The organism is Cupriavidus sp. YR651 (assembly GCF_900101625.1).
Classification (GTDB): domain Bacteria; phylum Pseudomonadota; class Gammaproteobacteria; order Burkholderiales; family Burkholderiaceae; genus Cupriavidus.
Window position 1 is genome coordinate 426,345 of record NZ_FMYZ01000002.1, and the last position, 13,323, is coordinate 439,667.

15 protein-coding genes are annotated in these 13,323 nt (G+C 64.8%); 7 read left to right on the top strand and 8 right to left on the bottom strand.

The annotated features are described in order from the left end of the window. The first annotated feature begins 8 nt into the window (after nt 1–8). Both sucD and BLR29_RS08125 read left to right on the top strand, forming a co-directional pair. Nucleotides 9–890, top strand: a complete 882-nt coding sequence (sucD, locus tag BLR29_RS08120) for a succinate--CoA ligase subunit alpha (protein ID WP_092136056.1) — start codon at nt 9–11, stop codon at nt 888–890. Between the two features lie 314 nt (nt 891–1,204). Beyond that, nucleotides 1,205–1,900 carry a TerC family protein gene (locus tag BLR29_RS08125; protein ID WP_092136058.1) on the top strand — a complete coding sequence of 232 codons (696 nt, stop codon included), beginning with the start codon at nt 1,205–1,207 and terminating at the stop codon, nt 1,898–1,900. Nucleotides 1,901–2,245: 345 nt separating this feature from the next. Here BLR29_RS08125 and BLR29_RS32775 read toward each other — a convergent pair whose 3' ends face one another. After that, nucleotides 2,246–2,473 (bottom strand): hypothetical protein, encoded by a 228-nt coding sequence (locus BLR29_RS32775; RefSeq protein ID WP_255371136.1) that lies wholly within the window; start codon nt 2,471–2,473, stop codon nt 2,246–2,248. On the opposite strand from BLR29_RS32775, the gene BLR29_RS08130 reads away from it, so the two are divergent. From BLR29_RS08130 to BLR29_RS08145, 4 genes are all read left to right on the top strand, one after another. Further along, entirely contained in the window at nt 2,454–2,888 is a 435-nt protein-coding gene (locus BLR29_RS08130; protein WP_255371137.1) for a pilin, read from the top strand. The genes BLR29_RS32775 and BLR29_RS08130 overlap by 20 nt on opposite strands. Nucleotides 2,889–3,228: 340 nt before the next feature. Then, nucleotides 3,229–3,660 (top strand): pilin, encoded by a 432-nt coding sequence (locus BLR29_RS08135; RefSeq protein ID WP_369804568.1) that lies wholly within the window; start codon nt 3,229–3,231, stop codon nt 3,658–3,660. 292 nt (nt 3,661–3,952) lie between these two features. Further along, nucleotides 3,953–4,441, top strand: coding sequence for a pilin (locus tag BLR29_RS08140; RefSeq protein WP_218132681.1), 489 nt, complete (start codon nt 3,953–3,955; stop codon nt 4,439–4,441). 104 nt (nt 4,442–4,545) lie between these two features. After that, on the top strand, nt 4,546–6,354 hold the full coding sequence (locus BLR29_RS08145) for a PglL family O-oligosaccharyltransferase (protein WP_092136066.1): 1,809 nt from the start codon (nt 4,546–4,548) through the stop codon (nt 6,352–6,354). 33 nt (nt 6,355–6,387) lie between these two features. On the opposite strand, the gene BLR29_RS08150 is transcribed toward BLR29_RS08145, so the two are convergent. The 3 genes from BLR29_RS08150 to moaC form a co-directional block, all read right to left on the bottom strand. Then, nucleotides 6,388–6,909 (bottom strand): hypothetical protein, encoded by a 522-nt coding sequence (locus BLR29_RS08150; protein WP_092136068.1) that lies wholly within the window; start codon nt 6,907–6,909, stop codon nt 6,388–6,390. A gap of 16 nt (nt 6,910–6,925) precedes the next feature. Further along, nucleotides 6,926–7,354 (bottom strand): hypothetical protein, encoded by a 429-nt coding sequence (locus BLR29_RS08155; RefSeq protein WP_092136070.1) that lies wholly within the window; start codon nt 7,352–7,354, stop codon nt 6,926–6,928. A gap of 273 nt (nt 7,355–7,627) precedes the next feature. Continuing rightward, a complete protein-coding gene (gene moaC / locus BLR29_RS08160) occupies nt 7,628–8,104 on the bottom strand; it encodes a cyclic pyranopterin monophosphate synthase MoaC (RefSeq protein WP_092136072.1) in 477 nt (158 codons plus the stop codon). Between the two features lie 106 nt (nt 8,105–8,210). On the opposite strand from moaC, the gene BLR29_RS08165 reads away from it, so the two are divergent. Continuing rightward, nucleotides 8,211–10,049, top strand: coding sequence for a beta-barrel assembly-enhancing protease (locus tag BLR29_RS08165; RefSeq protein ID WP_369804569.1), 1,839 nt, complete (start codon nt 8,211–8,213; stop codon nt 10,047–10,049). Between the two features lie 34 nt (nt 10,050–10,083). Here the strand turns inward: BLR29_RS08165 and BLR29_RS08170 are convergent, their stop codons facing one another. Genes BLR29_RS08170 through waaF form a run of 4 tightly spaced genes read right to left on the bottom strand, consistent with a single transcriptional unit; the run spans nt 10,084 to nt 13,242 of the window. Then, nucleotides 10,084–10,677: a DUF2946 family protein gene (locus BLR29_RS08170; RefSeq protein WP_092136076.1), complete on the bottom strand. Its 594-nt coding sequence runs from the start codon at nt 10,675–10,677 to the stop codon at nt 10,084–10,086. A gap of 54 nt (nt 10,678–10,731) precedes the next feature. Then, nucleotides 10,732–11,745 (bottom strand): YheT family hydrolase, encoded by a 1,014-nt coding sequence (locus tag BLR29_RS08175; protein ID WP_092136078.1) that lies wholly within the window; start codon nt 11,743–11,745, stop codon nt 10,732–10,734. 14 nt (nt 11,746–11,759) lie between these two features. Beyond that, the gene (locus BLR29_RS08180) at nt 11,760–12,209 is read right to left on the bottom strand and encodes a YybH family protein (protein ID WP_092136079.1); all 450 of its coding nucleotides are present in this window, start codon (nt 12,207–12,209) and stop codon (nt 11,760–11,762) included. A gap of 10 nt (nt 12,210–12,219) precedes the next feature. Beyond that, nucleotides 12,220–13,242: a lipopolysaccharide heptosyltransferase II gene (gene waaF / locus BLR29_RS08185; protein ID WP_092136081.1), complete on the bottom strand. Its 1,023-nt coding sequence runs from the start codon at nt 13,240–13,242 to the stop codon at nt 12,220–12,222. Nucleotides 13,243–13,323 lie beyond the last annotated feature (81 nt).

The following is a 13,323-nucleotide window of genomic DNA, read 5'->3' on the forward strand; positions in this document are numbered from 1 at the left end:
ATTACAGCATGTCGATTCTGATTAACAAAGACACCAAAGTCATCACCCAGGGCATTACCGGCAAGACCGGCCAGTTCCACACCCGTGGCTGCCGCGACTACGCCAACGGCAAGAACGCCTACGTGGCGGGCGTGAACCCGAAGAAGGCCGGCGAGGACTTCGAGGGCATTCCCATTTACGCCAGCGTGAAGGACGCCAAGGAACAAACCGGCGCCACCGTTTCCGTGATCTACGTGCCGCCCGCAGGCGCCGCTGCCGCCATCTGGGAAGCCGTCGACGCTGACCTTGACCTGGTGGTCTGCATCACCGAAGGCATCCCCGTCCGCGACATGATGGAAGTCAAGGACAAGATGCGTAAGCAGAACAAGAAGACTCTGCTGCTGGGACCGAACTGCCCGGGCCTGATCACGCCGGACGAGATCAAGATCGGCATCATGCCGGGTCACATCCACCGCAAGGGCCGCATCGGCGTGGTGTCGCGTTCGGGCACCCTGACGTACGAAGCCGTGGGCCAACTGACGGCGCTGGGCCTGGGCCAGTCGTCGGCAGTCGGCATTGGTGGCGACCCCATCAACGGCCTGAAGCACATCGACGTGATGAAGATGTTCAACGACGATCCGGATACGGACGCCGTGGTCATGATCGGTGAAATCGGCGGTCCGGACGAAGCCAACGCGGCTTACTGGATCAAGGAAAACATGAAGAAGCCGGTGGTTGGCTTCATCGCCGGCGTGACGGCGCCTCCGGGCAAGCGCATGGGCCACGCTGGCGCGCTGATCTCGGGCGGTGCCGATACCGCCCAGGCCAAGCTGGAAATCATGGAAGCCTGCGGTATCACGGTTACCAAGAACCCGTCGGAAATGGCCCGTCTGTTGAAGGCCATGCTGTAAGTAGTGCTGCATACGCCGCGGCGTGAGTGTGCCCTGATCGGCATGCGGCACGCCACGGCGGGTGTACCCGCGGCGAGCGGCCTTCTCTGGCGCGAATCGCCGCAATCTCGTTGCCCCCGTCCGAGTGCGGGGGCATCGTCATTCTGGTGACGCGCCCCTTAGGGTATGTCCCAAGGCGTTGGACAGGGAGATTGAAACCGAATCGAAAGGTTCGTACGATAAATCTTCATGTCTGGAAATTCAGACATCCAAAAGCCCGCAGTGGTGAGCACCGCAGGCTTGGAACATCACCTAGAAATTCGAGGAGTCTTGCCGTGGAATTGTTGTCCAGCAGCGCATTCTGGATCGCGCTGGGATCGATCATCCTGACCAACATCGTCCTGTCGGGCGACAACGCGGTCGTGATCGCCCTTGCATCGCGCAACCTGCCCCCTGCCCAGCAGAAGAAAGCCATTTTCTGGGGCAGCGCCGCCGCCATCATCATGCGGGTGGTGCTGACCGTAGCAGCCGTCAAGCTGCTGACCCTGCCGTACCTCAAGATCGTGGGCGCCTTGCTGCTCGTCTACATCGGCGTGCAATTGCTGACCGGCGACGACGACGAGGAAGGTCATGACGCCAAGGAAAACATCTGGGCGGCCATCCGCACCATCCTGATTGCCGACCTGGTGATGTCGCTGGACAACGTGGTGGCCGTCGCCGCCGCCGCCCAGAAAGGCCCCGAGGGCAGCCAGCTGATGCTGCTGGTCCTGGGCCTGGGCCTGTCGATTCCGCTGATCGTGTTCGGCAGCACCATCCTGCTGAAGGTCATGGAGCGCTTCCCGATCATCATCGTGCTGGGCGCCGCGCTGCTGGGCTATCTGGCCGGCGAAATGCTGGTGAGCGATCCTGTGGATGCCGAGTGGTTCCAGGTGCATGTGCCGCATGCCCATCTGGTGTTTGGCGTCGTGGGCGCCGTGCTGGTGGTGCTGGTCGGCAAGATGTTGTCGCGACGTACCGCACAGACGGCCTGATCGGTCCCGCCAGGGATCTGCGATAGCCGGATTGCAAGCGGCGGGCAGGTTTTTCAGAACCTGCCGGTTGCGAGAAGATTGTCTGCATCAAGAGCATCAGGAAGGGCGGCCGCTTGGCCGCCCTTTTTTTTGCGTGGCATTGCCGCAACAGTCGCCGCGGCGCGACCACGCAACGGATTCCTTCCGATTTCCAAGCAATTCCGACAAGCCGATCGGAATTGTCCGAGGTCAATCGCGACCTCGTGCCTGCATTCCGATGATGACCCCCGTGCTCGCGATCTCTCGTCGCGCGGCACGCATTGCTTCCATCTCAATGAATGAAGGGGTCCATATGCAAACCAGACATCAAACCAACGGCGAGCCTTGCGGGCCGTCCTGTGGCGCATCCTGCGAGTCGTCGTGCCCGCCGGATCTTGAGCCGGCTTCGGGGTCATCTGACAGGAATTGCCGGCTGTCTTGCCGCCGATCCATCTGCCAGCCGTCGTGCCGGGCGCCTCTCGCGCGGACGGCCCCCGCATCCGCCCAACCGAACGGCTTTACGCTGATCGAACTGATGATCGTGGTGGCGATCATCGGCATCCTGGCTGGCATCGCGATTCCGCAGTACCAGGACTACGTGGCACGGTCGCAATTCTCGGAGGGGCTCAGTCTGGCTTCGGGGCAGAAGCCGATGGTCACGGAGTCGTTCTCGCATTCGGGCAACTGCCCGGATAACGCGAGCGCGGCGGCCGAAGGTATTCCGGTCTCGACCGCCATCAACGGCAGCTACATCAAGAGCGTGGTCGTGGGCGGCACGGCGTCGGCCGAGGGGGGCTGCACGATCACGGCCAACTTCAAGGACAGCGGCATCGCCAAGGGTCTGGTCGGCCAGTCCCTGAAGCTGACGATGGGCAATGCGGACAAGGGCTCAGTCACGTGGCGCTGCCAGTCGTCGGCCGACAGGAAGTACTTGCCGAAAGCCTGTGAGGAACTGGGGGCGGCAGGCTAGCCGCGCAGGCGTGATGACCGAAGCGTAGTGGGGCGGACCGGAAAACTCTGGTCCGCTTGTGCGAAGGTTCCGAAGAGTCGGAAAACGTCGCAATTCCGGGCGATTTACCCCGAATTGCGCCAAATTTTGGCGGGTTGCGCGGCATCAAATTTGGAGTGAAACACGGCCCCGATGATGGCCCCTTGCTTGGCGACCACAGTGTCTTTGCCGGGCGCCGCAGCATCCATTTCCAATATCGATTCAAGGGGGTCATATGCAACGCAAACATCGCTGCCCGTCGTCGGACCGGGTTTCGCTCCACCGTATATCCCGCAGGGGTGGCTTCACGCTGATCGAGCTGATGATCGTGGTGGCGATCATCGGCATCCTGGCGGGTATCGCGATTCCGCAATATCAGGACTACGTGGCGCGCGCGCAGTTTTCGGAAGCGTTGAGCCTGGCGTCAGGGCAGAAGATTGCCGTCACCGAGGTGTATGCCAATTCGGGCATCTGCCCTAGCAATGCAGGCGCTGGCGCCTATGGCATTGCGGCGAGCGGCGACATCAACGGCAACTATGTCGCCAGCGTGGTGACGGGTGGGGTGTCCAACGATCGTGGCGGCTGCACCATTACGGCCAACTTCAGATCGACGGGCATCGCGAAGGGCCTGATCAATCAGAATGTGGTGCTCACCATGGTCAATGCTGACAAGGGGTCTGTGGGCTGGAATTGCACGTCGTCGGCGTTGGCCAAGTATCTGCCTCAGTCTTGCGGGTTCGCGAAAAAGAGCTAAGGCAACGGCAAGGTACAAACCAGCAATGTGAAAGCGCCCGATTGGGCGCTTTTTTGTTGGCCGCAAGAGAGGAGGCCCTCAGTGCAACAAACTGACGAACTTCGCCACACCGAAGTGACAATTCCTGCCCTATGACCCCTGGCAATTGCGCCTGTGCTGGCAAAAATTGTCACGTCACGACGAGATTTACGGCCATCTTGTGCCTGGCACGCTCCCTGCTTTAGGGGTAATGCATCACATGCTACAAGATGTTTCTTTCTGTAACGAAAATCTCATCGAGGGGTCAATCCTTATGCAACGGGTACAACAAATCAAGAAAATGGGCCGTCAAGTCCAAAAGGGCTTCACGCTGATCGAACTGATGATCGTTGTGGCGATCATCGGTATCCTGGCTGCCATCGCAATCCCGCAATATCAGGATTACGTGGCGAAGTCGCAAGTGGCGCGTGCCGTCGGCGAAATCTCGGCATACAAGACGGCCTTTGAAGACCGCATCAACCAGGGCTCGACCAGCATCACGAATGCCGAACTGGGCTTCGTCGCATCGAACATGTATGCCGATCCCGTTTCGCCTACCGCCGTCGGTGCTGGTGGCACGGTCAGCTATACCGCTACGATGACGAGCAACACGGCCGCGACCCCGCCGAAGAACGCTAACGCGGCAGTCGCCGGTGCGACCATCAACATCTCCCGCGACACGGCCGGTACCTGGACGTGCACGGTCGTCGGCACTGGTGCTGGCGCCTGGAAGCCGAGCTACAAGCCTGCCGGCTGCCTGTAATTTAGGCTAAGCGTTTTGTGAAAAGGCCCTGAACTTTCCGCAGGGCCTTTTTCTTTGCATGTGCTCCACGCTATGATGGCGCCTTTGCCCCACTTCCTGCGTGCATGCCGCCATCCAGGGTTTCGCTCCCGGCGACGGCGATTGTCGTAGCCTTCACTCTCCCGCTGCTGGTCTCGAAGCACACGCTTCCCCTCGCCACCTTCTATGGCGAATGGACTGCTGGCTTGCTCGGCGCGGTGCTTGTCCTTCTTCTCGCTTTCCACCGATCCGCGCCGCCATCCGATAGCTCACGCTTCCTCCCGTGGATCGCGCTCCTGCCGTTGTGGCTGATTGCCACGACGATCCTGCAGGCGGCCACCGGCATGGAAGACGTCTCAGGCAGCCGTTTTACCACCCAGATCGTCCTGGCCCTCGGCGCCTCCATGATGTTCGCCGCATGGCGCACCGGGCAGGGTCTCTCCCCTGATGAGCGCGTCGATATTGCCGACGCCATCGCGATTGCCTTCGTCGTCGCCGGCCTGCTGGGCACGCTTGCGCAATGGATCCAGGTTTTCCACATGGAAGACCAAGCGTTCGGTTTGGTGTCGGCTTACTTCTACGATGACAACCGGCGGCTCTGGGGCAATCTGAATCAGCCCAACCATCAGGCAACCGTGCAAGGGCTGGCGCTGGCCGCCAGCATTTGGCTGGCGTCGCGCGGCCGGCTGCGATTTCCGGCATGGCTGACCGCCGCGTTACTGCTGGAGTCGGGCATCGTGCTGTCAGGCTCGCGCACCGGTCTGGTCCATGTTGGATTGGCGGCGATCTACGCGTTGATCGCTGCCTTCATGGCTCGGAATGCGTCGCGCGGCGCCAGGTCGATGCACAGCACGATGCAGCGCGCGCCCGCGCTAATCGTAGCGGCAGTGGTGATGGTGGTCGGTATCGTCTTCCTCCAGCCGGCGATCAAGGCTGCCGGGCAGGCCTTCGATTGGCACTTGTTCGATACCGTCGCGCAACTGAAGGCGGGCGATCAGGTCTCGGCGCGCGGCGCGCTCTGGGCCCATGCGCTCGCGATGTTCCGCGCGCATCCCTTGCTCGGCGTCGGCTATGGAGAATTCGGCTGGGCCCAGTTCCAGCAGATGTCGCAACTGCGCGTGACGACGGAGATGTCGCTCCACTCACACAACGCCATCCTCGATCTGCTGGCCAAGACTGGCGCGGTGGGGGCAGGGGGTGTCGCGCTGGTGCTGGCAGGGTGGTTCTGGCGCGTCGTCCGTGCCCGACTCTGGCATACCACCCATGCGGATCGCGCGCAAACGGTGCTCGTGCTGGTCTGGCTGGCGATGATCGGCGCCCACTCGATGCTTGAGTACCCGCTGCACTACCTGTATTTCTTCCTGCCGTTCTGCTTCCTGCTGGCATGGCTGGAACCGGCGGGCTTTGGCAAGGTGCGATGGCCGAAGACGTTGTCGGTGGCGGTGGGTACCGCGTTCGTCGTCCTTTCCGGATTCGTGCTGGTCACGCTTTGGCAAGACTATCGCCGGGTGGAGGCGCGCGAATACGCGAGCGACGAACGTCGCGACAGCCTGCCGCTACCGGAACACTGGTTCCGCCAGCATGCCGCGTCTGACGTCACCGAGCGCGCCGTCATCACGCCCGACAATGCTGCCGGCCTGCTGCCGGAGCATATCGCCGCCCTGCATCTGCTGCCGACGCCGAACCTGATCCGTCGCACCGCATGGCTGCTGGCGTTGACGGACGAGCCCGCCCGCGCGCGGTTGTGGATGGAGCGCCTGCGTTACTACTATCAGGGTGACGAAGTGGCGCAGTTCAACGCGCTGGATCGCGATTGCGATGAAGTCGAGCCGGACATTCGTCCGCACGAGTTCTGCGCATGGGTCCGCATGCGCGCGCGACGGGGGCACAGCTAAGTCCCCCTGCGCTAGCCCACGATCATCGCTACCTCAGCGCACGTATCCCGGCGGCGGGGGCGGTGGGTAGTAAGGCTGGTAGTTGGACGGCGGCGTCGCGGCGGAGGAGCGCTGCGGCGACGACATCATCTGCCCATAGACGGGCACGCGGTTGCCGCTGGCATACATGCATTGGATGTACGCGGCGTCGTACTGCCGTTGCGTACCGTAGCCCGCGTTATACGAATTGCCCGCACCGACGGCCGCACCGGTCAGCAGGCCGACGCCCGCACCGACTGCCGCGCCCGCACCGCCATCGAATGCCGCGCCGGCTGCCGCGCCGAGGGCCGTGCCGACGGCCGCGCTACCCACCGCGGACGCGTTGGAAGCCTGCTGGGCGCTCACGCCGCCCACCTGGCCAAACGCGAACTGGCGGCAGTTGTAGTCATCGCCACGAAACTGGTCGAAGGACTTGTTGGTGCCCGGCAGCACCATCACGCTGGGGCCGGACGGCATCACGGCGCAGGCGCCCAGGGTGGCGCAGGCCAGCAGGAGGGGAAGGGATCGGAACTTCATGGCGTCTGCTCCTGCGTCACGACGACGGCGGCTGCGCCGGCACGCGTTGCCAGCCGCCCGGGCAGTTCTTGACATACGGGTAGTAGCCCTCGGGCTGGTCGCAGTGATACCACCAGGCATTGGGCGAGGAGCCGTCCGTCAGGGCCGGGTTCCCATCCGAACCTTGCTCGATGTACTGCGGCGGATTGGCCGGCACGGTAACCACCGCAGGCGCCGGATAGTAGCCGTAGCCGGGGTAGTAGGGGCCGTAGCCATATGGGTAGCCCCACCCCGGACCCCAACCGGGGCCCCAGCCCCAGCCAGGACCGACATAGACGCCGACGCCCACACGGGCCCGCGAGTGATAGTAGCCGCCGTGGCCGCCTGCCAGCGCGGATGTGCTGGCGACCGTCGCGGCCAGCGCGGTGAATGCCAGGGCGATCTGGCAAAGCTTGCGCCCGTTCATGATGTGTACCCCAAGTTACTGCGTACATGCCGGACGCGTCACGTGGAACGTCGCGCTGGCATCCTGTTATCGAACCCGTCTGGATTAACGGCTCGCGCGGCGAACCCGTGCACCGCGTGCGGTCTTGACTGGTATTCAATACCAATTTGCCGCAAGCGGCGCCGGCGCGGGGAACTTGGAAATGTGGCGTTACCTTTATTACGGGCGGGACAAGGCGGGGGCACTTCTGTGTCGCGGGCGGTAACGCCGGGTGAGGATTCGCTGACCTGGCCCTTACTCGGCCACCCAATCCCCCGACTTCCCCCCATGCTTTTCCAGCAACTTCACGTTGCCCATCACCATCCCCCGATCCACCGCCTTGCACATGTCGTAGATGGTCAGCAGGGCGACCTGCACGCCGGTCAGCGCCTCCATTTCCACGCCGGTCTGGCCGTGCGTTTCGGTGCGGACCACGCAGGTGATGGTGGAGCTCGGCGCGTCCAGCGCGAAGTCGACGGCCACCTTGGTCAGGCCGATCGGGTGGCAGAGCGGGATCAGGTCGGATGTGCGCTTGGTGGCCATGATGGCGGCCACGCGGGCAATGCCGAGTACATCGCCTTTCTTGGCGTTGCCGTCACGGACCAGCGCGAAGGTGGCGGGCTGCATCGTGATCGTGCCCGTGGCTACCGCCACGCGGTGGGTGCTGGCTTTGTTGCCGACGTCCACCATGTGGGCTTGTCCGGCGTTGTCGAAGTGGGTGAGCTGGCTCATGGCAATTTGCGGCTGATGGGCGTTCGGAGTTGCGAAATCGCGTTGGCCGGCAGGGGCCGGGGCGCGCCCGATGGGAAGCTGTTCCGGAGGCCGCTATCATAGCAATATGCCCAAGACATCATGGCCTCGCCGCCTGCCCGATCCGGCAAGTGCCCGCGATACCGATCCCGGAATTCCCGCCGTCCGAGCGTCACATTGCGCGCGGCTGCTGGCGACCCTGCTCGTGCTGACGCTGGCAGCGCCGGCCTGGCCGCAGGGCGTGCCGCCCGCACGGCTGAAATCCGCCAGCCCGACGTCCAGCGCGACGTCCAGCCCAACATCCAGTGCGACGCCGACCGCCATCTCCAGCCAGGCTCCCGGCGCGGCATCGCTCCCGACGCTGTCCGGTGACGCCAGCGACCAGGTCTACGACAACCTCAACCGTAGCGTGAAGGCTGGCCAGAAGTCCGAGTTCGGCCTGCGCACCAACAATGCGGTGGTGGAAGGCGGCGGCGTCCAGTTGCCGGATCTCGGCGACCCGTCCACCGCGGCGTTGTCGCCGGACATGGAAAAGCGCCTCGGTGACCGCATCATGCGCGATATCCGGCGCGATCCGGATTTCGTGTCCGATGCACTGCTGAACGACTATCTCAATATGCTGGGCTATCGCCTGGTGCAGGCGGCTCGCAAGCAGAACATTTCGGGTTCCAACGGTTCAGGCACCTTTGCCACCGGTTTCGAACTGTTCGGCGTGCGCGACCGGTCGATCAATGCATTCGCGCTGCCCGGCGGCTATATCGGTGTGCATACCGGCCTGCTGGTCCAGTCCGACACCGAATCCGAACTGGCCTCGGTGCTCGGCCATGAAATCGGCCACGTGATGCAGCGTCACATCGCGCGCGGCATCACCAATCAGGACCAGTCGATGTGGATCGCGCTGGCCTCGATGGTGCTGGCCGGGCTGGCCGCGACCAAGAGCGGCGATGCCGCGGCGGCGCTGGCGATGGGCGGGCAGGGCGCGGCGGCGGCCAACCAGCTGTCGTTTTCGCGCGGCGCGGAACGCGAGGCGGACCGCGTCGGCTTCCAGATCATGACGGCGGCCGGGTTTGATCCGCAGGGCATGCCCGATTTCTTCTCGCGCCTGCAGCGCGTGACGGGTATCTCGGATAACTCGGTGCCGACCTACGTGCGGACGCACCCGCTGACGTCGGAGCGGATCGCAGACATGCAGGACCGCGTGCGTCACGTGATGGCGCGCAAGGTCGCCAATACACCCGAGTATGAATTTGCCCGGGTGCGGGCGCGGGTCATCCAGGCGACCACGCCAAACGATCAACGCGATGCGCTGGCGGCCCTCCAGGCCCAGTTGAACGGCGCGCCGGCCATGCGCCTGCCGGCGGTGTACTACGGCATCGCGTTCGCCAACCAGCGGCTGGGCCGTTACCCGGCGGCCGACCAGGCGCTGGCGGAGGCACGGCGCCTCTACGGCAATATTCCTGGCGCGTCGTCGGGCAGCCCGATGCTCGACGTGATGGCGATCGAGCTGGCGCGCGCCGAAGGCCGCCCGCAGGATGCGCTGGCCCAGGCCACGGCATCGCTGCGCGCGTTTCCGCTGTCGCACGCCGTGGCGCTGACCTATGCCGATTCGCTGGTGGCCGCGGGCAAGCTCGACGACGCCGTCACCTTCCTGCGTTCCCGGACGCGCGAGGAAACCGCGCGCAGTGAATGGTGGGATTTGCTGGCGCGCGCGTATGCGGCGCAGGGCAAGCGCCTGAAGCAACACCAGGCGCTGGCTGAGAAATATGCGATGGATGGCTCGTACCAGGCCGCCATCGAGCAACTGCAGATCGCCCGCAAGGCCGGCGATGGCGACTTCTATACGTTGTCCGAGGTCGATGCGCGGCTGCACCAGCTGCAGCTGCAGTACCGCGAGGAGCGGCAGGACAACAAGGGGATGCCGAACTAGGCTGGCATGTCCCCGGGAGGCACTCCCGCGCGGATCAGCCTGGCTCTGCCTCCGGCTCCGGCATCCGGACGAAGCCGAAACGCTTCGGCACCTCGTCTTCCACGATCGGTTCGATATCGATGTCGCGCCCGGCGTGATGGAACACGCCGAGCACGGCGCCGCATGCCTCGCCGTGCCATGTGCAGGCGCTGCTGAAGGCGTCGAGATCATGGTCGTGCAGCAGCGCGGCCTGCGTCCGTGCCGCATCGCCGCTCAGGCCCTCCACCTTGCCCGCCAGCACCACGTTGCCGTGCTCGTCGGCATGGCAGGCCTCAAGCGCGAACGGCCGTTGCGTGGTGGTGGTCAGCCGCCCCTCGTGCAGCCGCACGATCCAGGGTGCATAGGCCAGCGAGACGAACACGCGTTGCGGCCCGTTCTGGAAGAACCAGCCGCCGCGCGCATCCTGCACATAGTTACGCTCGATAAAGCCGACCAGGGCGTCATGCCGGATCGGGTCGCCGGACAGGCCATGCTGCTGCGCGAATTCATTGCGCATGCGCCATTGCCCGCGCCGGTCCAATGCCAGCCAGCCGTAGCAGTTGGGCACGTTGGGCCAGCGGGCCATCGCTTGCTTGACGATCTCGTCCATGGTCGTTGTCTCCTTCCGTCACGCGGCATCCCGCGCTTTATGCCGCGCGCAGGGTCAGCCCACGCTGTCGAAGAAATCGAGGATGCGCGCGGGCAGCCATTCGATGTGGCCCGCCACCGGCAGCAGCGGCATCTGCCCCAGCATGCCGCCGCGCGGCGTCATGAAGCCGACGTGGCCGCCGTGCTCGGGCTGCTCCAGCAACACGTCCGTACTGACGTCGGCGGGGCCCGGCAGGTGATGTTCCGGCAGGAACGGGTCGTTGCGCGCGTTCAGCACCAGCGTGGGAATGCGGATCTCGCCGAGGATGGGTTTGCTGGCCGCGCGGGCCCAGTAGTCGTCGGTATCGCGAAAGCCATGCAGCGGTGCGGTCACGACGTTGTCGAATGCGTACAGATCGCGGCTGGCCAGCATCGTGGCGCGGTCGAACAGGTTCGGAAACTGATCCAGCTTGGCCAGCGACTTGCGCTTGAGCGTCTGCAGGAACATCCGCGTATAGATCAGGTTGAACCCGCTCGATAGCGCCGCGCCGCCGGCAGCCAGGTCCACCGGGGCGGAGATCGCTGCCGCGGCGGACAGGAAGCCCGCACCGCGGCCTTCCTCGCCCAGGTAGCGCAGCAGGGCATTGCCACCCAGCGAGATGCCTACCGCCAGCATATGCCGATCCGGTTCCGTGGCGTGGACCTGCGTGCGCAGGCGCTCCAGCACCCAGCGGATCTCGGCCGAATCGCCCGAATGATAGAAGCGCGGCGCGCGGTTCAGTTCGCCCGAGCAGCCGCGGAAATGCGGAATCACGCCTTGCCAGCCGCGCTCGCGCAACGCGTGCATCAGCGTCTGCGCGTAGTGGCTGCGGGAATCGCCTTCCAGGCCGTGGAACATGATGACCAGCGGCGCACCGGGCGCAACCGGGTGCGTGGTCCAGTCCAGGTCGATGAAATCGCCGTCCGGCGTATCCCAGCGTTCCCGCCGGAAGGTGACGCGGCGGTATCGCGTGAAGCGTGCGGCAAGGATGGTTTGCGCATGGCCACCGCGCAGCCACCACGGGGTGTGGAAGGCCTCGCCGAACAGCATGGCGGTGCGGCCAGTCAGTGCAGCGCCTGGCCCGGTGCGGCGGCCACGGCGGCCACGGCGGCCACCTGCACCGCGTTGGCCGGGCTGCAGTGGATGTGGGCAAGGCGCCAGCCCTCGTGGTTCTGCATCAGCACGTAGGTGGTGTGCACGTAGAGATCGGCCTCCACGCGATCGTCGCCAAAGCGCAGGGCCTCGGTGACGTCGAAGATCGACACGCCGAGCGAGGCATGGCTGCTGGTCTCGATGGCGTCGATCAGCACCGGCTGCTCTTCCAGCAGTTGCGCAAAGGCCTGGCGCAGGTGCTCGTGTCCGATCAGGCGCTGGCCGTCGGGCATCACGCAGGTGACCGAGTCTTCGTCCAGCCACAGCCGCAGCGCGCCGTCGGCGTCACGCAACTTCATGGCTTCACGGAAGGCATCGACGATGTCTTCGGCGGAATCGAACAGGCGGGCGAAACGAGGCATGTTGGCGTGGTCAGGGACGGTGCAGAAGCTGGCGCAACTCGACGAACACCATTTCGGGTTCGATTTCCTTCAGGCAGCGCAGGTGGCCGAGCGGGCACTCCCGCTTGAAGCAGGGACTGCACTCGAGTTGCAGCCACATGATACTCGCTGCCTGTGACAGCGGGGGCGTGTGGCGGGGATCACTCGAACCGAAGACGGCCACCTGGGGCCGGTTCAGCGCGGCGGTCACGTGCATCAGGCCGGAATCGTTGCAGACCGCGGCCTCGGAGAGCGCCAGCAGGTCCACGGCATCGTCCAGCGAGGTCTGGCCGCACAGGTTGCGCACAAACGGCGCCCCCTTGACGATCTCGTCGGCGATCTCGGCATCCTTGCCCGACCCCAGCGCGATGATCTGTGCGTAGGGGAACGAACGCCGCAGCATTTGCGCCAGTTCGGCAAAATGCGCGGCGGGCCAGCGCTTGGCCGGGCCGAATTCGGCGCCCGGGCAAAACGCGATCACGCGCGTCTGCGGCGGGATGCCGAAGCGTTCCGCGGTGGCGGCCATGCGTACGGGATCGGTCTTGAGCTTCGGGTCGGGGATCGACTCCGGCAGCCTGCCGCCCGGCTTCACCGCCAGCCGGGCGTAGTGCTCCACCATCGGCGGGCGCTTGTCGCGCGGCGGATTGGCGTGGCGCACATTGAGCATGCCGAAGCGCGCTTCGCCGCGATAGCCGACGCGCAGCGGAATGCCGGCCAGGAACGGAATCAGCGACGACTTCAGCGAATTCGGCAGCACGTAGGCCACGTCGTAGCCTTCATGCTTGAGCTGTTGCGCGAACAACAGCCGGGCGGACAGTTGCAGCTTGCCGTGCGCGAGCTCGCTCGGGAACACAGTGCTGATTTCCGGCATGCGCGCCAGCACCGGGGCGACCCACTTGGGCGCCAGGGCGTCGATGACCAGTCGAGGGTTGCGAGCCTTGAGCAGCGCGAACAGCGGCTGCGCCATCAGGGCGTCGCCGATCCAGTTGGGGGCGATGACGAGGGCTTTTTTCATATTGTGGGTGTTGCGTGGCCCTGTAGTACGGTGCCCGGAGCGGGGCCGGCGTCACAGGCGGACGCCGCGTATGCCAACGCC

Excerpts from the sequence above, each read along its gene's own strand:
- BLR29_RS08130 (WP_255371137.1), top strand. The coding sequence starts at position 2,454 with ATGATCGTGGTGGCGATCATCGGCATCCTGGCTGGCATCGCGATTCCG.
- moaC (WP_092136072.1), bottom strand. The coding sequence starts at position 8,104 with ATGAGCCAGCTCACCCACTTCGACAACGCCGGACAAGCCCACATGGTG.
- BLR29_RS08150 (WP_092136068.1), bottom strand. The coding sequence starts at position 6,909 with ATGAAGTTCCGATCCCTTCCCCTCCTGCTGGCCTGCGCCACCCTGGGC.
- waaF (WP_092136081.1), bottom strand. The coding sequence starts at position 13,242 with ATGAAAAAAGCCCTCGTCATCGCCCCCAACTGGATCGGCGACGCCCTG.
- BLR29_RS08145 (WP_092136066.1), top strand. The coding sequence starts at position 4,546 with ATGCCGCCATCCAGGGTTTCGCTCCCGGCGACGGCGATTGTCGTAGCC.
- BLR29_RS32775 (WP_255371136.1), bottom strand. The coding sequence starts at position 2,473 with ATGATCGCCACCACGATCATCAGTTCGATCAGCGTAAAGCCGTTCGGT.
- BLR29_RS08140 (WP_218132681.1), top strand. The coding sequence starts at position 3,953 with ATGCAACGGGTACAACAAATCAAGAAAATGGGCCGTCAAGTCCAAAAG.
- BLR29_RS08165 (WP_369804569.1), top strand. The coding sequence starts at position 8,211 with ATGCCCAAGACATCATGGCCTCGCCGCCTGCCCGATCCGGCAAGTGCC.
- sucD (WP_092136056.1), top strand. The coding sequence starts at position 9 with ATGTCGATTCTGATTAACAAAGACACCAAAGTCATCACCCAGGGCATT.
- BLR29_RS08155 (WP_092136070.1), bottom strand. The coding sequence starts at position 7,354 with ATGAACGGGCGCAAGCTTTGCCAGATCGCCCTGGCATTCACCGCGCTG.
- BLR29_RS08135 (WP_369804568.1), top strand. The coding sequence starts at position 3,229 with ATGATCGTGGTGGCGATCATCGGCATCCTGGCGGGTATCGCGATTCCG.
- BLR29_RS08175 (WP_092136078.1), bottom strand. The coding sequence starts at position 11,745 with ATGCTGTTCGGCGAGGCCTTCCACACCCCGTGGTGGCTGCGCGGTGGC.
- BLR29_RS08170 (WP_092136076.1), bottom strand. The coding sequence starts at position 10,677 with ATGGACGAGATCGTCAAGCAAGCGATGGCCCGCTGGCCCAACGTGCCC.
- BLR29_RS08180 (WP_092136079.1), bottom strand. The coding sequence starts at position 12,209 with ATGCCTCGTTTCGCCCGCCTGTTCGATTCCGCCGAAGACATCGTCGAT.